The 23,344-nt window shown below is 55.3% G+C and carries 15 protein-coding genes and 1 pseudogene; 12 read left to right on the forward strand and 4 right to left on the reverse strand.

Translation table 11 applies throughout. The features are described 5' to 3' along the window. Nucleotides 1-238: 238 nt before the first annotated feature. The 3 genes from ATY02_RS21885 (at nt 239) to ATY02_RS21895 (ending at nt 4,882) form a co-directional block, all read left to right on the forward strand. A complete protein-coding gene (locus ATY02_RS21885; RefSeq protein WP_032904492.1) occupies nt 239-1,834 on the forward strand; it encodes a GMC family oxidoreductase in 1,596 nt (531 codons plus the stop codon). Between the two features lie 49 nt (nt 1,835-1,883). Next, a complete protein-coding gene (mdlD, locus tag ATY02_RS21890) occupies nt 1,884-3,209 on the forward strand; it encodes an NAD(P)-dependent benzaldehyde dehydrogenase MdlD (RefSeq protein WP_020300865.1) in 1,326 nt (441 codons plus the stop codon). Nucleotides 3,210-3,445: 236 nt separating this feature from the next. Further along, complete coding sequence (locus tag ATY02_RS21895) at nt 3,446-4,882, forward strand: carotenoid oxygenase family protein (RefSeq protein WP_020300866.1); 1,437 nt, start codon at nt 3,446-3,448, stop codon at nt 4,880-4,882. A gap of 155 nt (nt 4,883-5,037) precedes the next feature. Here the strand turns inward: ATY02_RS21895 and ATY02_RS21900 are convergent. Together ATY02_RS21900 and ATY02_RS21905 are read right to left on the reverse strand one after the other, a co-directional pair. Next, nucleotides 5,038-6,426, reverse strand: a pseudogene (locus ATY02_RS21900) (aldehyde dehydrogenase family protein). An 18-nt stretch (nt 6,427-6,444) separates the two neighbouring features. Beyond that, a complete protein-coding gene (locus ATY02_RS21905) occupies nt 6,445-8,241 on the reverse strand; it encodes an FUSC family protein (RefSeq protein WP_020300869.1) in 1,797 nt (598 codons plus the stop codon). Nucleotides 8,242-8,457: 216 nt separating this feature from the next. On the opposite strand from ATY02_RS21905, the gene ATY02_RS21910 reads away from it, so the two are divergent. From ATY02_RS21910 to ATY02_RS21935, 6 genes are read left to right on the forward strand one after another with little or no spacing between them, the layout of a single operon-like run. After that, on the forward strand, nt 8,458-9,819 hold the full coding sequence (locus tag ATY02_RS21910; RefSeq protein WP_020300870.1) for an MFS transporter: 1,362 nt from the start codon (nt 8,458-8,460) through the stop codon (nt 9,817-9,819). Nucleotides 9,820-9,838: 19 nt separating this feature from the next. Next, entirely contained in the window at nt 9,839-10,690 is an 852-nt protein-coding gene (locus ATY02_RS21915) for a fumarylacetoacetate hydrolase family protein (RefSeq protein ID WP_020300871.1), read from the forward strand. 1 nt (nt 10,691) lies between these two features. Then, nucleotides 10,692-11,513 (forward strand): IclR family transcriptional regulator, encoded by an 822-nt coding sequence (locus tag ATY02_RS21920; RefSeq protein ID WP_020300872.1) that lies wholly within the window; start codon nt 10,692-10,694, stop codon nt 11,511-11,513. Between the two features lie 29 nt (nt 11,514-11,542). Then, nucleotides 11,543-13,198 (forward strand): bifunctional 3-(3-hydroxy-phenyl)propionate/3-hydroxycinnamic acid hydroxylase, encoded by a 1,656-nt coding sequence (locus ATY02_RS21925; RefSeq protein ID WP_032904494.1) that lies wholly within the window; start codon nt 11,543-11,545, stop codon nt 13,196-13,198. A 14-nt stretch (nt 13,199-13,212) separates the two neighbouring features. Continuing rightward, a complete protein-coding gene (locus ATY02_RS21930) occupies nt 13,213-14,061 on the forward strand; it encodes a VOC family protein (RefSeq protein WP_020300874.1) in 849 nt (282 codons plus the stop codon). Nucleotides 14,062-14,104: 43 nt separating this feature from the next. Further along, a complete protein-coding gene (locus ATY02_RS21935) occupies nt 14,105-15,586 on the forward strand; it encodes an aldehyde dehydrogenase family protein (RefSeq protein WP_047531102.1) in 1,482 nt (493 codons plus the stop codon). Nucleotides 15,587-15,649: 63 nt separating this feature from the next. On the opposite strand, the gene ATY02_RS21940 is transcribed toward ATY02_RS21935, so the two are convergent. Next, nucleotides 15,650-16,714 carry a hypothetical protein gene (locus ATY02_RS21940; protein WP_020300876.1) on the reverse strand — a complete coding sequence of 355 codons (1,065 nt, stop codon included), beginning with the start codon at nt 16,712-16,714 and terminating at the stop codon, nt 15,650-15,652. Nucleotides 16,715-17,020: 306 nt separating this feature from the next. On the opposite strand from ATY02_RS21940, the gene ATY02_RS21945 reads away from it, so the two are divergent. The 3 genes from ATY02_RS21945 (at nt 17,021) to istB (ending at nt 20,439) form a co-directional block, all read left to right on the forward strand. Beyond that, the gene (locus ATY02_RS21945) at nt 17,021-18,040 is read left to right on the forward strand and encodes a hypothetical protein (RefSeq protein ID WP_164823704.1); all 1,020 of its coding nucleotides are present in this window, start codon (nt 17,021-17,023) and stop codon (nt 18,038-18,040) included. Between the two features lie 103 nt (nt 18,041-18,143). After that, complete coding sequence (gene istA, locus ATY02_RS21950) at nt 18,144-19,643, forward strand: IS21-like element ISPpu27 family transposase (RefSeq protein ID WP_115284415.1); 1,500 nt, start codon at nt 18,144-18,146, stop codon at nt 19,641-19,643. After that, nucleotides 19,636-20,439: an IS21-like element helper ATPase IstB gene (gene istB / locus ATY02_RS21955; RefSeq protein ID WP_020300922.1), complete on the forward strand. Its 804-nt coding sequence runs from the start codon at nt 19,636-19,638 to the stop codon at nt 20,437-20,439. Before istA ends, istB begins: the two co-directional genes overlap by 8 nt. Nucleotides 20,440-20,668: 229 nt before the next feature. On the opposite strand, the gene ATY02_RS21960 is transcribed toward istB, so the two are convergent. Further along, a complete protein-coding gene (locus ATY02_RS21960) occupies nt 20,669-22,999 on the reverse strand; it encodes a P-loop ATPase, Sll1717 family (RefSeq protein WP_020300934.1) in 2,331 nt (776 codons plus the stop codon). Nucleotides 23,000-23,344: the final 345 nt, after the last annotated feature.

The following is a 23,344-nucleotide window of genomic DNA, read 5'->3' on the forward strand; positions in this document are numbered from 1 at the left end:
GGCAAGCTTGCTCAGACAATATAGAGCGCTTTTATCGTAATGCGCTATTTTTGATTTTTAAAGAGTGGCAAAGTACTATGTGTTGTCCAACTGTACTGTTCAGATTTGTAAAATCTGAACAGCGAAAGCGCCCGCTTAAACGATTCCTGATCTCGGCTTTTGATAGCGATGTCTGATAGGCAGTGCGCTATCCCCCCTCAATACTCATCCGTTCAAGAGCGATCCGCAGTGGGTAAATATGACAACTAAAAGCTTTGACGTGCTGATTGTAGGAAGTGGTGCAGCCGGATGCGTGGTGGCCAGTTATCTGGCCGAGAACAGTCGGGCCAGCATTGCCGTGATCGAAGCCGGCGGCAAGGATTCCGACCCGCTGATCCATATTCCAGCCGGCTTCGGCACCATCCTGGCCAAGGATAAACACGTGTGGACCCATTCCACCGTCGCCCAGCATGGTACTGAGCGACGCTTTCGCTCCGGCAAGGTGTTGGGGGGAGGCACGTCGGTAAATGCCATGGCGTATGTGCGTGGCCAAAAACGCGACTTCGATGCGTGGGACGAAGCCACCGCAGGCGACGGGGACTGGAATCACGCCAGCATGTGGCGTGCCTTCATCGAGCAAGAAAAAAACGACACGTTCCATGATGAACATCATGGCACCCAAGGCAATCTGGCCGTGCAGCTGCCCAAAGGGATCAACGAACTGAACCAGTATTGCCTGAAGGCATTTCAGGAATACGGCCTGCCCTACAATCCGGATTACAACGGCGCCAGCCAGATCGGTGTGTCACCGGTGCAATCGAACATCGAGAACAGTCGCCGTTGCAGTGCCGTAGTCGCGCACCTGCGCCGTCATCTGGAGAGTGGCCGCGTCACCTTGCTGGCGAACACAACGGTCACTCGGGTGCTGATCGATAGCCACCGCGCGGTAGGGGTCGAAATACTCCAGGGCGGGACTACGCAGCAAATCCAGGGCAAGCAGGTCATACTCAGCGCCGGGGCGGTACACAGCCCGAAGATTCTCATGCATTCCGGCATAGGCCCCAAGACCCAGTTGCAGGAATTCGGCATTGAGGTGATGGTCGATTCCCCCGGCGTGGGCGAAAACCTACATGACCACCCTATCGTACCGCTCAGCGCCTATGTGAAAGGGAACTTGGGCTATCAAAGCGTTGCCCAGGGCCTTGGGACGCTGAAGGCAGGGATCCGCTACATCCTGACCAAAGACGGCCCGGCCGCAGGCAGCGGTATCGAGACGGTCAGCTATTGGGATCCCCTGAACTTACAGGGCGACCCTACCGTTCAGTGCTATCACGTACCAATCATTTCCAAAGACGGCTTGAGCCCTACCGGTACGCGCCCCGGCGTGACCTTCGAGTTAGTGGTGCTTCAGCCTAAAAGCCGCGGCTGGGTACGTTTGGCTGACGCTGACCCTACCTCTATGCCGCTGATCAACCCAAATTTCATCGGCCACGAATACGATTTGAAAGTGGCCGTTGAGTCGGTGAAAGCCATGCGCCATGTCCTGACTCAGGAATCGCTAGCGCCGGTGATCGACGAAGAGGTCTCACCGGGTCCCAGCGTGCAATCCGATGAGCAGATTGGCGAATGGGTCAAACGCGTCGCCACCACCATGTGGCACCCGGTCGGCACCTGTCGCATGGGCAAGGACGAAGGTGCCGTCGTTGATGGTCGCCTGCGTGTGAAAGGCGTGGAGCATCTGCGTGTCATCGATGCCTCGATCATGCCCAACATTACTAGCGGCAACACCAACGCGCCCACTCAGGCGCTGGCCCTGCACGCTGCCAAAATGCTCTGTGAAGATTACTTTCGCTGATCTGCGTGACGCTCATAAACATCCACTGAATTCGATAAGGTGACAACCCATGAACTATCCAAGCTCCGAGTCCATCGATGCAGTATTCGAGTCGCAGCGTGCCTATTTCGCCTCCCGCCAAACCCACCCCATCGAGTTTCGCAAACACAGCCTGGAGCGCCTGAAACAGGCAGTGCTCAATCACAAAGAGGCGCTGTACGTCGCACTGGACGAAGATTTAGGAAAACCCAAGGCCGATGTGGACCTCGCGGAGATCGGCGCAGTCCTCCACGAAATCGATTTCGCCCTCGCCCACCTTGACGAGTGGGCGACACCAGAAACGGTACCCACCGCAGACCTGATTGCGCCGTCCCAGTGCTATGTCACGCAAGAGCCCTTTGGCGTTACTTACATCATCGGGCCGTTTAACTACCCCGTAAACCTGACGCTGACGCCGCTGATAGGCGCAATCATTGGCGGCAACACTTGCATCCTTAAGCCCTCCGAAACCACCCCCAACACTTCACTGGTCCTCGAGAAAATCATTCAGGAAGCGTTCTCTCCCAACTACATAGCTGTGGTTCAGGGTGGACGCGATGAGAATACTCACCTGCTGAGCTTGCCGTTCGATTTCATCTTTTTCACGGGCAGCCCTAACGTCGGCAAGATAGTGATGCAGGCAGCCGCCGCGCACCTCACACCAGTGATCCTGGAACTAGGCGGCAAGTGCCCTTTGATTGCCCTGGCCGATGCCGATGTCGATCTGGTGGTGTCGCAGCTGATGTTTGGCAAGTTCATCAACAGCGGCCAGACCTGCATCGCACCGGATTACTTGTACGTCCACAGCAGCATCAAGGATGAACTGCTAACTCGCCTGACGCAGCGCATTCAGCAGGACCTGCCCGACATAGGTTCCACGGGAAAAGTCGTCACGAGCCAACAAGTATCGCGTCTTCAAAACTTGTTGAGCAAGAGCGCGGGCAAGGTGCTGGTCGGCGGCGATGCAGACCCAGAACGGCGCGTATTCAGCGCCACCGTGGTCGACCAAGTGCAATGGGACGATGCGCTGATGGCCGAAGAGCTGTTTGGGCCCATTTTGCCGGTGCTGACTTTTGATTCGGTGGATAATGCAGTCGATCTCATCAATCAACATCACTCCAAACCACTGGCCGTGTATGTGTTCACAGGCCACACAGCCAATGCCAACCCCGTCATCGACCACATTCAAGCCGGCGATGCTCAGGTCAACGGCGTGCTGGTGCACGCGTTTTCGCCATACCTGCCGTTCGGTGGGGTGGGCGGTTCAGGGATGGGCGAATATCACGGCCGATACAGCTACCTGGCATTTACCCACAAAAAGTCTGTACGGATAGTTGAGTCTGGCAAGCCGGTATAAATAAAACACCAACTCCGCGAACCTGAGGCAGGTCAACGGCAGGTATTCTTTGCAATCCTGCCTTGATCGCGCGACCACATAAACCGTGACGAGCTCAACATAAACAACTGCATGCACCTCAGTACCAACACTCCATAAGAATTCGTACTCACAACCCGGAGACAGCAATAACACCAAAGGCTAGCATTCTATTAACCCTTAATAAGACACCCCTATTAGCCTTCGGGAGATACATCATGTGGAACAATAGCAGCCCCTTTTTACAAGGTATTCGCCAACCCATCTCCAACGAAATCATCGCCAATGAACTTCGCATAGAAGGTACTGTGCCGCCTGAACTTGAGGGCGTGCTTTTTCGAACCGGATCCAACCAGCGTTGGGAGCCTGCTCGCCCTGACCGATACCACTGGTTCGACGGAGATGGCATGGTTCATGGGTTTTATATCAGCAACGGCGCTGTCAACTACCGCAATAAATGGGTGCGCACCGAGGGTTTCAAGGAAGAAGAAGCAGCCGGTAGATCGCTCTACAACGGTATTTACGGGTCTTACGAAGTAGCTCAACCACAGCTTGAAAAGGGGCCGGCTGCCGTCAAGCAAGTAGCCAACGTCAATGTCGTGGAAATCGACGGACGCGTATTGGCTCTGCAAGAGGCGGGTAGACACTATTATGAACTTGACCGAAACACCCTGGAAACCATTGGTACCTTTGATTTCCACGGCGCAATTGATGCACTGGTTACCGCGCATATCCATACCGACGCCGCAAAAAATGAACTACTATTGTATACGGTCGAACCCGAAACCCGCCGATTCGTCTGTGCACTGGCTGACAAACAAGGGAACATCCTGAAACAGCACGTCGTTACACTTGACGCCCCCGCCTATATTCACGACTTCATGTTCACTGAAAATCATTTTGTCTTCTTCTTTGGGCCCATCAACTGGCGTCCAGAATCACCCGACCGAGTTCCTGCAGGCAAATCTGCGTGGACGTTTGACCCAAAGCAGAGCAATCGAACCCTGGTGGTCCATCGGCAGACCGGTGCAACTCAATGGTTCACCGATGAAGCTTACCAAACCACACACTTCGTCAACGCCTACGAGGAAGATGGCAAAATAATCGTCGACGGCTGCGTCAGTGACCTCCAGTTTGTCGATGATATAAAAGTCGAGAATTTCTTTCCGTTTCCTTTTCCTGACGCTGGACGCTCGCCGTTCACACCTCCCGCGCTGTACCGCTGGACCCTGGATCTCGATGCCGGTCAGATGACACGAGCACGGGTCGGAAATTTCTCCGTCGAATTTCCTAGGATCAATGAAAAACTCCTGGGTGCAAAACACCAATACGGCTACTTTGCCGGTGTACACCAGCCCAAAAGTGACAGCCACGATTTCAATTGCCTGATAAAGCACGATTTTATTTCAGGCAAAACCGAGTACCAAACACTGGAAGGTGACAGGGACGTGTCCCCTGCCGAGCCGATATTCGTGGCCAAACCCGATGCGGTGAGTGAAGACGATGGTTGGTTGCTGGTCGTCTGGTGGGATCCCCAGACAAACAAAAGCGAACTGGTGATCCACGACGCGAGCGACTTCACGGGCGCACCATTGGCACGGGTAAAGCTGGATCATCATATACCGCTGGGTTTTCATGGGAACTGGATCCCATAACCCACCGGTAGAGGTCTAGCCGAGCGTTCTGGCAACAGCAACGCACAACTGACTGCCCTGCAAATAACGTATCGCTGCAGGGCAGTCTTTGTATGAAGGAACGCCCCTTTCAAGGGGCATTCATGCCATACGATCAGTCCACTAAAACCCTGACCTTAAAACGGATAAGCGCGACGTTTGTGTTGCACCGAGTTCCAGTGATCGCTGGTCAGCTCCGCGATGATCCAATCGCTGTTGAATCGCCCGATACCACTGTTTTTCTCGCCGCCAAACGTGTTGTTCGGATCATCATTGACCGAGATGTCGTTGATGTGAGTCATGCCGGCTCCAGCGCATGTGCCTCGTCACGCGCAGTGATGATCGGCGCTACAGGACAAAATTGCTCAGCCTGGGCCAAGTCACTCATGTTATCGACATTGACGAACACATGAGGCGGCAGTACCTACCCGTGTGCAGCGCCACCGAGCAACAACTCGATGCTTTCGGCTTTCGCCGCCTCGATCCGGGCCACTGCGCCCTCCAACTGGCGACGGTTGATCAGCGGGCCAATGACTGTATCTGCAAGGTCAGGATCGCCGACTTTCAACTGGCGAACGCGCTCGACAAACGCTTCGACGAAATCCTTTTGCAACGAGGCGTCGACGATAATCCGGTTACTGCTCATGCAGATTTGACCTTGGTGCAGGAAGCGCCCCACAACGGCGGCGTGCACCGCCAGATCGAGGTCCGCGTCATCAAGCACCACACACGGAGCATTCCCACCCAACTCCAACCCGACTCGCTTGAGCGTCGGGCCTGTGACTGCCAACGCGCCCAATGTGCCGCCCGACCCGAGTCGATCCCGTGAAGAAGATGAATTTTGGAATCGGGTGCAGGGTAAAGGCATCACCCAAATCAGCCACGTCTCCCACGACCACGTTCAAAACTCCCGGCGGAAAACCGGCCTCTTCGTAAATTTTCGCCAACAACAAACCACCGGTCACCGGCGTATCGTCGGCAGGCTTCACGACGACGGCGTTACCGAGTGCCAGCGCCGGTGCGATAGACCGATTGGAAAGGTGCATCGGCCAGTTCCAGGGACTGATAACCCCGACCACACCCAATGGTTTACGGTAAACGCGGCTTTCTTTGTCGGGGGTGTCGATTGGCAGAATGCGGCCGACGACTCTCGAAGGCATGGCCGCGGCCGTGATCATGGTCGAACGTACCGCTGACCACTCGATTTCGGCTTTGGTACGCGTGCTGCCTGACTCACGAATCAATCAGTCGACAATTTCTTCGTGCCTGGCTTCCAGTACGCTAACGGCGCGCATGAACAAGGCTGAGCGCTCATTAGGTAACGTCTGCGCCCATGCTTTCTGCGCGGTTGCTGCCGCCTGGTAGGCGTCGTCGAGGTCGCTAACATCACCCAGCGAAAGCTCGGTCAGCAGGGCGTTGTCATAAGGGTTGCGGTTCTCCAGGACCTTGCGCGTACTTCCGGAACGCCAGGCCCCGGCGATGTATTGGCCAGTAAAGTTTTGCCACGGTGTTGGGCGGTCAGACATGGGTGTTCTCCGGTTGATTCAAAGTAGGTCAGCGCCAGTATTCTTCTTGCTTGCCAGCCTGGAAGTCGCGAGGTTTTCCAATTGCTGGTGCAGTGCAAGGGTGTGATGTTCATCAGTTCGGTGGTGAGCGAAAAGCTGAGCAATCGCTGCGCATTCGAACGCAGCAATGAGCAGTGGAGAGGCCTTTTTTTCGAGGCTGATCAGACTTGTCAGAAGACCCCTGACTTGATCATAAATTCGTGCCTGAGCAGGTGGGGCAGGTGTATCCGAGATCTTCAGTGCGAGCCGCGCAATGCGCTTGCACAGGCGCTTGCGCTGGGAGCCTGGCGATGAAGGAACCAACCATCGGTAGGTCAGCACGGCAGTGAACACCCCGCCCAGAATTGCCAACATCTGCAACAGGGTATGTTCAAGGGAGGTGTCTACCTGCAATCCAGGTTGAGCGATTAACAAAAAGGTCATGTTCAGGTCGATGGCCAGTTTTGCTGTACCGGGCCGAGCCATGAGCAACGCTCCGATCATCAAAAACGGTGCGATAACCAAGGCCAGCTCCCACACCGTTCCCACTTCAGGTAACAGCCAAAAACGGCAGGTCACGCCAAGAACGGCTCCAGCGGTCGAGCCAACAAGTACGTCTTTTAACGCCGCACTGGCGTGGCTATGGCTGGAGAACAGCGAGGCGAACAACACGGCCGTCATGACCATCATTGGACCGTCTGACCAACCCAGGCCCCACCACATTGCGGTGGCGATGGACATCGCAATCAAGGGTCTGGAGCCCGCGAGGCATGTTGCGTGCCAGTCGCGCTGTTGAGTTGATTGCAACGCTTCCCTGCCTGGCGTTTCACAAGCATTCAACGCTGCAAAGACGCGTTGTAATTTTTCAACGAACAGCGTGCCTGCGGCAAGGTTTTCAGTGTTTTTGTGGACCTCATTGATCACCGCGAGCACCATTGCAGCTGCCGATTCAGGATGAGTTGCTACCAACAGGTCAGAGGGAAATCGGAGTTTTTCGCCAACATCGAAATGGCTACTTACGAGCAAATCGACAAGCGCGCCCAGCGTGTCGCGAGTGCGAAAGACCCGTAAACGCATTGTTCGAGAACCTGTAGCAATTTCATCCAGGCACAGATCAAGCGCCGCTAGTTCCTGCAACAGCGCACTAAAACTTTTGGCATCGTGTGCAGTGCCTGCCTGCAACCTTTTGAGGCTGTAGTGAACGCTGGCCACAATCAGCGCATCGAGTCGGTTGTACACGGATTCCAGGGACGCGGACTTGCCTGTAAACGTCCATGAAAAACAAGCTGAAGCCAACACGCCGATGACGGTGCAATAGATTCTGCCAAGGGCTAGGTCCACATCGAGCACGGGGTCTTGAATACCAAACAGCGCGACGATCGCTGCGGTGTAGCCTGCCAGCACAAAACCGTAATTTCGAAAATGTCGAAACAGGTTTCCATACCCGGCGCACGCTGCGATCCAGGCTGCCAGTACGAGCATTAGCCAGTGCTGCTGATCAAAGAACACCGTCAGCAAAAGTCCGCCTGCCATGGCTCCCACCACCGTACCGATCAGCCGCGCGCCGATGCGTTCGATCAAGAGGCCTCGCGTAGGTTGCGCCACCAGCCAGACTGTCATCGCAGCCCACCAAGGATGGTGCAGGTCCAGCATTTGAGCGATGACCAGCGCCAAGAGAGCTGCCGTGGTTGTGTGCAGACTGAAAATCAGTGCTGACCGAGAAGGCCACTGAAGCTCGGGCTGCATGCCAAAACGGCCTATCAAGCGACCGAATGATTGAGTGATCCACTTATTCATTTGATGAACTGACATCCGCAGCCTGATAAGGGAAACGCAGCCGCACGCGGCTCTCATTGCCATGGTGCATGCCGACGAGAAACCAAAATATCATATTTCCTGCTATTTAGGATTTTGGTTTATTTTATCTTTACAGGATTTTTGCTTCGTAATAGATTTAGCCTCAGTCAAGGGCACCTGCCTGCCCAGACAATAAAAACAATAAGAGGCCAGTTCATGCATACGCCTACACCCAGCAATATCCTCTGCGACGTCGTTGACGCCCTCCCTGTCAGCCGGTTGCAATGGGAGGGGCTCGCCCTCTGCGTACTGGTCGCAGTGCTAGACGGATTCGACACCCAGATCGTCGGTTTTCTGGTGACTGCCATGGCATCAACCTTGAACGTAACGCCCCAAGCCTTGGCACCGGTGTTCGCGGCGGGTTTATTTGGTTTGATGCTCGGCGCACTGCTACTGGCCCCTATGGCGGATCGCTTGGGGCGCAAGAGAATTCTGGTGTTGTCGATCCTGCTGTTCGGCACATTCGCGTTACTGACCGCTTTTGTTAACAACGTCTCGCAGTTGCTCGTCGTGCGCTTTCTGACCGGCATAGGCCTCGGCGGGGCAATTCCCAACCTGGTGGCGCTGATCTCTGAATACAGCCCGCGACGTTACTCGCGCAGTGCCGTGACGCTGCTGTTCTGTGGCATGCCACTGGGCGCCATGCTGGCTGGCTTGACGGTCGACCAACTGCTCGCTACCTGGGGGTGGGAAAACCTTTTCCTGATCGGTGGCGCGCTGCCGTTGCTGGTCGCCGGCGTTGTGGTGTGGCGGCTTCCAGAGTCGGTTGAGTTCCTCAGTCGCCAACCCGGCAGTCGTGCTGCCCTCAGCGCTATCATTAAACGGCTCGCACCCAACCTCGCAGAACTGCCCGCCAGTCTTGGCCAACTACGCCAACAGGCAACCTCCTCTACCTCCCTGAGTCGTCTTTTCACAGCCGGCATGTGGCGCCGCACCCTGCTGCTTTGGCTGCCGTATGCCATGAACTTGCTGATTTTGTACTTCATTATGAGCTGGATCCCGACGCTGTTAGTGGCAGCCCATGCACCGCTGAGCATGGGCATTCGCGCCATCATTCTCTTCAGCCTGGGAGGTGTGATCGGCTCGGTCGTACAAGGCTGGCTGATGAACCGCTGGGGGTCGGTCAACGTATTGACCATCGAATTCATGGGCTACCTGACAATCGTGCTGGCGCTCAGCCAATTGCCTGTTTCTATTTATTCGCTTTTCCCCGCAATGTTGTTGCTGGGCATTTTGGTGCAAGGCGCGCAGGCAGGTCTTAACGCTTTGGCCGCCGAGTTGTACCCACAGGAAATACGCTCCACAGGCATCGGCTGGGCACTTGGCGTCGGGCGAGTGGGTTCCATTACAGGGCCCGTTTGCGGCGGCTTGATGTTGGCAGCCGGCTGGGTTTTGACAGAGATCCTCAGCGCAGCGTTGGTTCCGGGAATCATCGCGCTGACGGCGATTACCTTGCTACGACTTGACCCCGCGAGCAAACAACAACCCACACCCTCACAGTCTGTTACACATCATTGATGCAACCAGAGGCATACCCATGAAAATCGCAAGCTTCGTTTACCAAAACCGTTCCACGTACGGCATTGTTAAAGGTGACCACGTCATTGACCTGGAATCACTCAAGTCTCACCTGGGTGCGGACCTCAAAGAAGCCATCGCGCGCAATCGACTGAGCGAACTGGGGGCTGATGCGCTGAAAGACCTGCCTCGCCTGGCATTGAGTGAAATCACCTTTTTGCCGGTCATTGCCAACCCAGGCAAAGTGCTCTGCATCGGGATCAACTACGCCACGCATGTGCGCGAGACTGGTCGGGACATGCCGACCTACCCGATGATTTTCACCCGCTTTGCCGACAGCCAGACCGCACACCTGCAGCCCATCGTTCGCCCAACCGTGTCCCACAAGCTTGACTTCGAAGGTGAACTGGCCGTGGTGATCGGCAAGACCGCTCGCCACGTCAAACCGGAGGACGCCTTGGACTACGTCGCCGGCTATGCCTGCTACAACGACGGCAGCGTACGTGACTGGCAGAAGCACACGATCCAGTTTGTTCCAGGGAAGAACTTCCCGGCCACCGGTGGATTCGGCCCATGGATGGTCACCAGCGATGAAATCGTCGACCCGCAGGACCTGGAACTGACGACTCGTTTGAACGGCGAAGTGATGCAACACACGCGCACCAGCGACATGATTTTCGATGTGCGCAAGTTGATCGAGTACTGCACCGCGTTCACTGAACTGGCCCCTGGAGACGTAATCGTCAGCGGCACCACCGGCGGCGTTGGTGCATTCCGCGAGCCACCAGTCTGGATGAAGCCGGGCGATATCGTCGAAATCGAAATCGAGCGCATTGGTATCCTGCGCAACAGTATTGTAGACGAGAGCTGACATGCAAAAACCGTTTGATTCCGAAGACACCACCGAGCACCTGGCAGACAGCAAAGGCTCCAGCCTGGAGCGGATGCTGCGAATTCTCGACCTGTTCACCGAGCACCATCCCATCTGGACGGTCGACGGGATGGGAAATGCGCTGGGGTTCACACGCTCCACTGCCTACCGTTATGTACGCGAACTGGCCGAGGCCAATTTGCTGTTTCAGGTGGAGGCCGGTCGCTATGCGCTGGGCGCGAGAATCATCACCTGGGATCGCCAACTGCGCGTCAGTGATCCGTTGGTACGCGCGGCGCACTCCCTGGAGTCGACCTTTCCGCAATGGGGTGCCGAGCAAGCCTGGTTGGTGTGTCGGCTGTTCAAGGATCAAGTGGTCTGTATCCATCAAACCGGCAACCTTTCCAACCAAGTGAGCTACTCGCGAGGATCGCCAAGACCTTTGTTCATGGGAGCGACCTCTAAAGCGATCCTCGCCAACATGGGCTCACGGCATCAAAGCCAACTGTTTCTGGAAAACCCGAGTGACATCGAGTCCAGCAACCTTGGCAAGACTTGGGAGGTGTTCCGGCGCTCGCTCCAACGCTTGCGCCGCCAGGGATATGTGCTGAGCACCAGCGAAGTCGATGCTGACGTCTTTGGCCTCGCGGCCCCCATATTCGATGGCGACGGCAAAGTGGTGGGCAGCATCAGCTGCGTGCGCCCGACCTCGCAACGCGATAGCGAACAGGATGAAGTGCAAGGCCAGCAAATCCTCGCCCTTGCCGACAATCTTTCACAACTCATGACCGCGCTGGCGCACAGACCAGAAGTACTGGACTGACCAGCCCGGCGGTCACCGAGGGAATAAAAATGACAACCCTTACACCCGTGAATACTGACGTACTGATTATCGGTGCCGGCCCGACAGGACTCACGTTGGCCAACCTCCTCGGACAGGCCGGCGTGCGTACGACCATTCTTGATCGTAAAGCCGGCACCGTGACTGAACCGCGTGCCGTTTCGATCGACGATGAGTCGCTGCGAACCATGCAGGCAGCCGGGCTGGATGAAGCCGTGTTGGCTGACGTCGTCAAAGGCTACGGCGTTCACTACTTCGACAAGCCAGGGGGACGTTGCTTTGGCAAGGTCGAACCTGTCGGCAAGCAATACGGCTACCCCAAACGCAATGCGTTCAGGCAACCCCTGTTCGAACGCACGCTGATGCAAGGTATGGAGCGTTTCCCTAGCCTGACTCCGCTTTTCTGCCATGAACTGATCGACTTCACACAGAACGCCTCAGGCGTTCTCGCTCGAATACAAAATGCGGCCGGTGACACGGTTGAGGTGCACGCCCAGTACATGGTTGCCTGTGATGGCGGCAGAAGCCCGGTTCGAAAACAACTGGGTATCGATATGGTGGGTTCCAGCTTCAAGTCCCGATGGTTGGTCGTGGATCTGGATCAGGACGATGACCCGTTCTGGCAGACTCGTGTGTATTGCGACGCGCAGCGACCTGTCGTAGAAGTGCCCGGCCCTCATCAGACACGTCGCTTCGAGTTCATGCTCAAAGACGACGAGACTGATGAGCAAATGCTCAGCGACGCTAGCCTTGGCAACTTGCTGCGGCCGTTCCGGGGTGAAAAAGCTTATTCGCTGGTGCGCAAAGTGGTCTACACCTTCCACGCCAGGGTTGCCTCTCGCTGGCAGGAAGGTCGTGTTTTTCTCGCCGGTGACGCTGCGCACCTGACCCCACCCTATGCGGGCCAAGGCATGAACAGTGGTGTGCGTGATGCGCATAACATCGCCTGGAAACTTGTGGCGGTACTCCGGGGACAAATGGCGAAAAGCGCCCTCGAGACCTATGAAAGCGAACGCCGCGATCATGCCTGGGCGCTGATCAAGCTGGCGCTGAATCTCGGGGTGGTCATGGCGCCGGCTTCAGCCTTGCGCGCCAAACTCATTACCAGCACCTTCCGCGTGATCGGGCTGATCCCGCCTCTGCGCGATTACTTTCTGCAAATGAAGTTTAAACCAAAGCCTCGTTTTACCCAGGGCCTGGTGTTATCCCAAGGTAAGGCCGGCAACCTGCGCGCCGGGACCATGCTGCCGCAGCCGACTCTTTTCGACTCTCACGGCTGCGCGCAACTGTTGGATGAGCACATCGGCCCGGGCTTTGCCTTGATTCAATATGGCGATCTGCGCAGCCAACGCATGGATCAACTGCAGCACCTGCTCTGGACCCACCTGGATGCCAAGCGCATCGTGATCATTCCACAAGACGCTCCGCTTCCGCCCCCTTTGGCGGGACTCACGATCGTACATGATCGCAACGGTGAGTTAAGCGCACTGTTTGCCGAGGCCAGCACCTTCCTGCTGCTACGTCCCGACCGCTATGTCGCCGCCATATTTGACCAGGCTCAGGAGTCAGAAACAGCTCTGGCTCTTCAGTCCTTGTTGGGCATTGCACAGGCTACGACAGTCGCCGTCGCGGCTGCCAATACCGCCCATTCCCCAGTTACTCTTTGATCGCGGAGTTTTCCATGACGACCCTCCAGACTTCGACCCCTGCTCAACTGTGCTACCTGCACCTGGCAAGCAAAGAACCTCAACGCCAGGTAGATTTTTATACGCGAATGATGGACATGCGCGCATCGCCACAAGCAGATGGCAGCCAGGTGATGCGGGGGCCGAAACGAGCGGCAATCATTTCGCCAGCCGACCATAGCGGCCTGCTGGCCGCTGCCTTCAACCTCCACTCCAACGCCAAACTGGAAGCGCTGCGTCAGAACCTGATTGAGCGTGAATGCCAGATGGATCCGGTGACCTCGCCTTTACTTGAGCCAGGCGCGTTTGCCATTCGGGATCCACAGGGTCGCCAGACAATATTCGGCGTAGTACTTCCCGATACAAGTGCTGAACTGCAAGGCATGCCGTCGAGGTTGCAGCACGTTGTGTTCCAAACCACCGAGCTTGAGACGATTATCGACTTTTACGTCAACACCGTTGGCTTCACCATTTCCGACAACGTGGTCGACCAGGAAACCGGCCAGCTCATGGTGTGTTTCCTGCGCTCCGACGACGAGCATCACTCCCTCGCCTTTTTCCGTGGGTCGAAGAATGAATGGGACCACCATTGTTACGAAACCAATGAGTGGAATGACATTCGTGATTGGGGCGACCGGTTTGCCAAGGAGCGCATCAGCATTTTCTTCGGCCCTGGCCGTCATGGTCCGGGCAACAATCTGTTTTTCATGGTGGTCGATGCCGATCGGAACCGACTGGAATTCTCGGCCGAACTTGAACTGGCGCCAGCAGACCGTGAAGCCGGCGTATGGCCGCAGAGTGAGCACACTCTTAACTCCTGGGGCCGCGCCTGGATGCGCACCTGATTTTGCAGGGAAGTCAATCCATTAAATTGATCGAGTCGCCTAAATGAACAACCAGAACGCACCCGCTCCATTTGCCATTCAAGGTCATCAATACATTAACGGCCGCTGGCAGCCAGGTCGCTCAACCAAACGCCTGGACAACCGCAACCCCTTCAACAACGAGTTGCTGTTGGACATGCCGCTCGCCTCGGTCGCCGATCTGGATGAAGCCTATCTGGCCGCCGAAAAGGCACAGCTGGAGTGGGCTGCGCTACACGCCGGCCAACGGGTTATGTTGCTTGAAAAGCTTGCCGTTATCGTTGCGCAGCGCAGTGAAGAAATTATCGACTGGCTCATCAAAGAGTCGGGCAGCACTCGAATCAAGGCTGGCATCGAGTGGCAAAGCACGCTGAACCTGGTCCGAGAATGCGCGAGCATGCCGATGCAAGTAGAGGGTCGGATCTTGACCAGCTACAAGCCCGGCGAACAGAGCTTTGTGTTCCGTGATCCACTTGGCGTTGTGGGGGTGATCAGCCCATGGAATTTTCCGCTTTATCTAAGCATGCGCTCCGTTATTCCGGCCTTGGCATTAGGTAATACCGTAGTGCTGAAACCTGCGAGTGATACCGCTGTCAGCGGCGGATTGTTGATCGCCTACCTACTGGAGGCGGCGGGCTTCCCTGCGGGCACCATCAACGTTGTTGTGGGCGCCGGATCGGAAATCGGTGACGCCTTCGTGGAACATCGAGTACCCAGGCTGATCTCGTTCACCGGTTCTACGGACGTGGGGCGCAATGTCGGGCGCATCGCCACGGGTGGCAAGCACATCAAACGCGTTGCTCTTGAACTCGGTGGTAACGCGCCACTGGTGGTGCTGAATGATGCCGACGTTGAAGTGGCAGCTCACGCAGCCGTGGTCGGCCGTTTCCTGCATCAAGGGCAGATATGCATGAGCGTCAACCGAGTGATTGTTGATCGCACCTTATACCCGGCGTTTGCAGAACTTGTGGTGGAGAGGGTCAGCAAGCTGAAAGTGGGTAACCCTAATGATGCGGACACCGTGATTGGGCCTGTCGTCAATCAATCGCAATTGAATGGCCTGTTACGCAAGATTGATCAGGCACACAGCGCTGGCCTGACTAAACTGTTCGGCGCTTCAGCCAACGGTCTGTTGCTCCCACCGCATGTTTTCGGCAACGTAAAAGCCGATGACGCCCTGGCGGTAGATGAAACATTTGGCCCACTGTTACCAATGCTCATAGCCGACGATGAAGCGCACGCCCTGCGACTTGCGAATGCCAGCGAGTATGGGTTGTCCAGTGCGGTATTCACCCAAGACATGGCGCGCGGGTTGCAGTTCGCTCGTGGCATCGTCGCCGGCATGACGCACATCAACGACATCACCGTCGATGACCAGCCAAACGCGCCCTTCGGAGGTGAAAAGAACTCCGGGCTCGGGCGTTTCAACGGTCATTATGCCGTCGATGAATTCACTCGCGCACACTGGGTGACCTGGCAGCCAGGTGGTCACCACTACCCTTTTTAATGCACCACGCAGTCAGCCCCTGTCGGGGCTGATTGTCATGCAGGGCAACAAGGTGAGTTGGCGTTACTCGTCGCCGCCCAAAGCCGCTACCTGAGCCTCTATGGACTTGATGCTTTGTTTGTCGGCTGCATTTTGCGGTGTAACGCCATCGCCCAAAGCGGCATGAAAAGGGCAACCGACAAATTTAGGATCATTCTTGTACGTTTCGACGTAATGCTCGGGGAATTGCTTGTCCAGCGCCTGGATGCCCTTTCGCACTTCGGCTTTATCTTCACTGGACATGTTCATCCGCTCTTCGATATAGGCTTCAGTCGGATCGTCGGCATTCATTTCCATCATGCCCATCATGTAGCCGGCCAGTTGCGGCAAAAGCTGGGCCGCGGCGGGGTCAGGGCGGTCGACCTGCATGGTGTCGAGCGTGGTGGTCAATGACATGGCGCGCAGTAACTGATGGCCAAACCAATGCAACTCCTTGGGGAAGAAGCGGAAGACAAACTGCTCATGAATCGCCGTGATAATGAGATTGCCACGTTCAAGCTTGGGTTTTGGAGCATTTTCGAAGGCTTCGCAAAATTCCACGAGCGCGTCGAAACTATCCGGGTAACCAGTGATCGGCTGATCGTTTTCAGCACGGAAGAGTTTGCACATGTCACGCCAGAACAAGTGCGCGGCAATCTTCTCGTTCTCGGAGAGGCCCGGGGCGCCCATCTTCAACTTCAGACGGTGCATTGTGATGGCGGTGAATGCACAGACGTACACGTAATCGTCATTATAAGAAAAGGCACCGGGATACTGCTTGGCCCAATGCGCATGAAGATTATTAATACCTTCAACCGACTTGATGGTGCGGCTGTCTTCAGGACCGTAGAACCACCACAGCGCATTGGCGCTGCCGGTCTGCTCTACACGCGAGGTGGACCGTGAAACGACTTTGCCACCGTCTTCACGCCAGACCGCTCTGGAGCCCCAATCGGTGACGACAAAATTAGGGAAGGTCAACGCGTAGATGAAGTTCTGCATGAAGTCGTTCAGCCCGTAGCTGTTCGATAAACGCCAGATTTCAATGTAATCCTTGCTTGGGTCGAGGCTTTGGATTTTGGCTTGAATCCACTTTTTAGGGGCAGACATGTAGATCCTCTCTTCGCTTGAGTGCACATAGTGAATACGAAAATAGAGGCCTCTGATCAGCGGCCTTCAGTCGTCAGACAGAAGCGCTCATGGCGCAACGTCTGGGTGCTCTCGATTTAAAAACACCACCACTTACGATAGGGCCTCGCCCCGGGCCAGTCTCCGGTCTGTCCATCCAAGCTCGACGGCGTTTTTGGTATTGCAGTATCACCGCGACGCTATACTGCAATCACAGTGCGCTGGATCCCCACGGGCGGCTGCGTGATGCGTACATAAATAATCATTACGACTCACAGGGAGTACCGTTTGACTACTGATCTCTATTCTCACCTGCAGCCAAAAGGCTCGGTCGAGGACGCTTTTTCCAAGGCGGTGATTGGTCAGCATCATCTGACCAATGCTGTGTTGAAGATGGGTGAAGGTGCGGTGGCCTGGGCGCTTGAGGAGGCCGCCAGTTCCCTCAAGCGCTTGCAGGACGAATTTCAAACGGTGCCTGACTTGCCGACGCCAGAGATACGCCTCAACCTTGAAACGCTCATCCTCGATATATTCATGAGTTCGTTATCGAGAAACAGTGAGCACTTTACGCTGAAATTGATCCCTTCAATGGCGCGACAAGCTGCACGTCGCGAAGTACCGTTCAGCAGCATCGTCAAAAACATGCGAGCCAACCAGACTATCTGGGTCAATCATTTTTTCACCGCGTCGGCGTCCAGGACTTTTGCACCCTCAACGGTTCAACGGTTAGTCACCAACGGTGCATGCGTGGTGGATGAAATCATCGAGCACTTTGTGCTGTGCTACCTGGACGAGCGTCAGGTGCTGATGGAAAGTCAAATCGCGAGACGCCGCGCCCTTGTGGAAAAGTTGATCGGCAATGCGGGCGCGCTTCAACCATTCGAGCTAAAGCAAATCAAAAAAGATCATGGCCTGGATCTTGAGCATTTCCATGTCGGTATCATTATTTCTGATCTCAACACCAAGCTCAGCTCAGACTTGGGTGAGTTACAACGCAATTTACAAGATGCAATCATCGGCGATACACCGCTGGTAGTTTCCTTCACTCAGCATTTGACATGGGCTTGGGTCAGTACACCGCGCGCCCCTACTCCGACCCAACTGAAACGACTTGAAGAAACACTGGGGCAATTAAGTGGAACTCAATGTGCACTGGGTGAACCAGCGAAGGGCCCTGCTGGGTTCAGGCGTACTCATCTTCAAGCCAGAGATGTCAGTAGCGTTGCAATCCTTTCCCCAATCAAAGGCGTCATGCGCTGGGCTGACCATGTCCTGACGATCCTGGTCGGTCAGGATTGTTGCCGCTGACCGAAAACTGACCCAGTAAAGGCTGTTCTGCCGACTGAAAACTGACCCAGGTGTTCAACTGCTTCTGCTCACTTTTCGAGCAGGAGAACACAGGGTGATCAGCATGGAAATGTTGGGAAAAATCCGGCGGATGTACTTCCGCGACAAGCTCTCGCTGCATCAGATAGCCAAGCGTACCGGACTGTCGAGAAACACCATTCGAAAATGGGTCAGAGCACCCGAAGCCACCCAGCCGGCGTACCAACGGTGCGCAACCTTCAACAAACTCAGTCCATTTCACGAGACGCTGGAGCAGGCGCTCAAGGCCGATTCGTTTCGGGCAAAGCACAACCGCAGGAGTGCCAAAGCACTCTTCGAACAGATCAAGGCCGAGGGGTACGACGGCGGCTACAGCCAACTCACCGCCTTTATACGCTCGTGGCGCGGCGAGCAAGGCAAGTCTTTACGAGCCTTTGTGCCGCTGACCTTTGCACTCGGGGAGGCCTTTCAATTCGACTGGAGCGAAGAAGGTCTGCTGATCGGCGGCCTGTTCCGACGCATCCAGGTCTCCCATATGAAGCTGTGCGCCAGTCGCGCATTTTGGTTGGTTGCGTATCCCAGCCAAGGCCACGAGATGTTGTTCGATGCCCATACCCGCTCGTTTGGCGCGTTAGGTGGGGTGCCGCGTCGCGGCATCTACGACAACATGAAGACCGCTGTCGACAAGGTCAACAAGGGTAAGGGCCGCACGGTCAATGCTCGGTTTGCCGTGATGTGTGCGCACTACCTGTTCGACCCGGACTTCTGCAACGTCGCTTCCGGCTGGGAAAAAGGCATCGTTGAAAAGAACGTCCAAGACAGCCGACGGCGCATCTGGCTCGATGCTCAAAACTGCATGTTCCACACCTTCGAGGAATTGAATGCCTGGCTCGGCCAACGCTGCCGTGCGCTCTGGGGCGAACTGCTGCACCCGCAGTACAACGGGCTGACCGTGGCGGACGTCCTGGAGCTGGAACGCGCTGAATTGATGCCGATGCCGACTGCCTTTGATGGCTACGTCGAGCGCACCGTACGGGTCTCCAGCACCTGCCTGATCAGCGTGGCGCGAAATCGCTATTCGGTGCCGTGTGAGCGGGTCGGCCAGTGGGTCAGCAGCCGTTTGTATCCTTCCCGGGTGGTGGTCATCGCCGATGAAACGACGATTGCCAGCCACGAGCGTCTGTTTGATCGAGATCAGGTCAGTTTTGACTGGCAGCATTACATCCCGCTTATCGAGCGCAAGCCTGGAGCGCTGCGCAATGGCGCTCCGTTTGCTGATCTGCCGAAGCCGTTGCAGCTGCTAAAACGCGGTCTGAGGCGTCACGCCAATGGTGATCGAGTCATGACGCAGGTACTGGCGGCTGTTCCCATCGCCGGGCTCGACGCCATATTGGTGGCTGTGGAGTTGGTACTTGAATCAGGCAGCTTGAGTGCTGAGCACATCCTGAATGTCCTGGCTCGACTGACATCGACAGCAGCCCCTCCGTCCGCCGAAACCAGCCTTCAACTCAAGATAGCGCCTGTCGCCAATACGGCACGCTACGACCGGCTCCGTACCACCGATGAGGAGACTCGCAATGCGTGATCTTATGGCGGAACTCAAAGAACTGCGTCTGCATGGCATGGCCAGCGCCTGGGAAGAACTAGCCTCGCAAGGAGAAGCTTCGACGGCATCCTCGAAATGGCTACTTGAGCATCTTCTCCAACAAGAACATGCGGATCGAGCGGTGCGCTCAGTGAACCACCAGATGAACATGGCCAAACTCCCCATGCATCGTGATTTGGCCGGCTTCGACTTCAGCGCTTCCAGCGCAGATGCCCGCCTGATCAGGGATCTGTCCAACCTGGAGTTCACCGATACCGCGCAGAATGTCGTGTTCATCGGCGGGCCTGGAACAGGCAAAACACACCTCGCCACCGCCTTGGCTGTGTCCGGGATCACGACGCATCACAAACGCGTGCGCTTCTACTCCACGGTGGATCTGGTCAATCTGCTGGAACGCGAAAAGTACGACGGCAAGACGGGCCGCATCGCTCAAGGGCTGCTACGAACAGACCTGGTGATACTCGATGAACTGGGGTATTTGCCCTTCAGCCAGAGCGGTGGTGCCCTGTTATTTCACCTGCTGTCCAAGCTGTACGAGCACACCAGCGTGGTGATCACCACCAACCTCAGCTTCTCGGAATGGTCGAGCGTGTTTGGTGACGCCAAGATGACAACGGCGTTGCTGGATCGGCTGACACACCACTGCCACATCGTCGAAACGGGCAACGAGTCCTACCGCCTGCAACACAGCAGCTTGGTCGCCCAGACGAAGATCATGTCACGTGAACGAAAGCGCAAAGACAATGATGGTGCCGAGGACGATGAGCTGTTTTGATCCGCACCAAAAATACCCTGCCGCATGCCCACATGCGGTGGGGGCTTAATGCCTCTTCCACCGGGACACGACTGCTAAGCTTATCCACAATTGCTGATGCCAAAATCAGCAATCCGCCCTGGGTCAATTTTCAATCGGCAGGGTGGGTCAGTTTTCAATCAGCGCCGACACAACGGCGGCTAAGGCAGACAACGGGGCTATCCCTACCATCTGGCGGATGATTTTTAGATTATTGGTTGATCATCAATGCTGGCCAAAACGCCTGGTTAATTACAAGACTGACCGCTTGGTTCGAGTTCTTCTTAACCCCGTCCATGAGCGCTTTGTTGTAGCTAAAATCATAAATAAACTTAGGATCGTCCGAGTTGATTCGAATGCCCAGGAATCCATACCAAAGCAGCAGATCTACCGCGCGACTCGCCTTCTGCTGATCAAGCCCAGACTTAAGGAGAGTATCCATCACCTGCTGCTCAGAAAGGTCGGCGGATGATGCGACGAAAGCGTAGAGAAGGCCTTCAGTCTCATCGGACACGTCCTGAAGCTCGTAGCCAATATCGCGCAGCAGATCCGCTGAATAGGCCGCGATGCCTTTCTCAATGTCGCTGCCTTCGATAATCTCGTGGTTGAGGTTGATGGCAAAGCTCTTGCAATGATTGATCAGATTCAAGAGAAAGCGTGGTCTCATCAAGGAACGCTCTATCAGAAACTGAGACGTTTCCTCGCCCTTGTAATGGCTTACAAAAAGCCGCAGCCAGGCCGACTTGAAGTCCAGGTCTTCTTCAAGACCGTTGGACACGATTCGCAAACGAACGAGCTCGCGTAACAAGTCAGAATCCGTCCAATCCAGCACCACACTGGCTTCCTTGCCGCGGTCAGACGTCTCCTTGACCAGCAGCTCGTAGACGTCGTTGCGTAGGAACACTACCGAGCGCACCTTGATGTTGTCGCTGCTGAACTGACGTTCAATTTTTCGCGTAGCGTCGATCAAAGCTCTGACCATAAGCAGGTCTTCATGCTTCAGTCCGGACGTTGGCCAGCCATTATCAATATTGTCGAAGAGAAGCCATAGCACCTGCTTGTTCTCAAGGTAACGTCCCAGCTTTTGTTTGAGTTGCTTTACGTCATGCTTGTACAGGAGTTCGGTCACTTCGAATGAGCTCAGATTGACGCTTTTGGTTGAACCGTACTTGGATTGGTATTCGGAGTAGATTTTCTCCATGAGCATCGACATGCGCTCAGAAAAATCGCCTTCTGAATCGTAATCTTCTCCCCGATACAGCTCGGCGAGCTCGCGATAGCCTTCATACAGCCTATGATCATGGATGTGACGCTGTTTGTCTTTTTCCAAAATCTTGTAGCAAATTTCCAGCAGTAGCACGTACTCCCAAAACGCCGTGATTGTGTGCTGGTAGGTGCCTTCGGAAAGAAACTGAAGGATGCGTTCTTTGAATTTGATGAGTTTGTAGCCGTCTGGCTTCAAATCCAAAACGATATTCTTGTTACGGTTTTTGTCGCGCTCGGCATCCCTGATTTGAAGAAAGATGGCTGATTTTCCAGAACCCTTACGACCGACGACCAAATGCGCCTCGCCACGCAACGATTTCAGAAACTGATCGGTCTCCAGATAATAACGTTCGAGATCCCGCATTTCGTTCTCGGCAGATGTCGCGCCGAGGTTGAGTTTTTTGATAAATGACCGCTCGGGTTTCGCGCCAGAAGCCTCAAGCTGCTGAAACGCTTGGGTCACATCGGACGCAAACACCTCAATGGCGCGGTTAACATCATTCGGATGGTAGGTAACCTGGACAAAGTCTCGATAATCCACTGGGACCGGCTCATCGCCTGACTGAAGAATGCACATCGCCTTGCCCATGCCATCGGCCAAACCAGCAATGAAGGCGGCTCGCATGTTGTGGATGGCCGCTCCTGTCGCCCCAGTAGATAGCAACGGAACCACAACTCCATAGGATTGTGCGACCTGATTGATCGCGTCATAGGCCGAAAGCCTGGGAGTTTCGTTTGGATCAAAGTTACGGAAGATGAAGCCGCCCTTTTTGATTCTCGAGATGATGCGGGTCGACCAGTCGGTTTTGTGCGGTGTATCCAACAAATAAACCGGTGCCTTGAGATTGAGCGCAGCAGACACGTCAATCGATTTCCAGGCTGACGCGTTGTTCAAGAAACCGCTCAGCTCAGGCGAGTTCTGGTATTCCTGAAACCCAAGGGTGTCAAAAATACCGACATCGGAAATTTTCAACCCCTGCGACTGGAGGCTTTTGTTTTTGACAAGCAGAACGCGCTTTGATTTACCAAGGGCGTAGCCAATTTCATACGTGACGTTGAAATTTAGCTCACTGATGTCAGCAACCAGGAAATCGGCTGCATCAATACTTGCCAGCACTTCGTCAGAGATGAAGTGACCGACGATGTCCAAGGCCCTCCAGGTAGACACAACCGTTTTCGTATTGGTTCTTGAGCTGGTAGCAACAGCACTCTCAATGGTTTGCCCTATCTCGGCAGGCGTTGACGCGTAAGCAAAAAAGCCAATGACGTCCTTCATATCCTTTCCCTGAAATAACAACCGGTTGTTCTCGTGTCTTCAGGATAACGACCACCATGCCGATGGTAAATGGCTATCAGTATGCCCATCACATGCTAGAGCTAGGATCAAGACCACTAGTTGGTGTCGAAGGCCCCCGGATCGTACACGTAGCCTGGCTTCCAGGCAGTCATAGGTTCAGCGACCACCTCTCTTGGGCTATAGATCTCGGCCGCTTGCTTTGCGTCTCCACGACAGAGATGAATCACATCTTTCGCCTGCTGCTTGGCTTTGCATTACGGCGGGATCTTCTCCCACAAGATTGCGCCCATGCTGGGCGCACCGAAAAAGGACCCGAAGTTCCTG

Origin of the sequence: Pseudomonas sp. BIOMIG1BAC (assembly GCF_001705995.2) — a bacterium.
Classification (GTDB): Bacteria; Pseudomonadota; Gammaproteobacteria; order Pseudomonadales; family Pseudomonadaceae; genus Aquipseudomonas; species Aquipseudomonas sessilinigenes.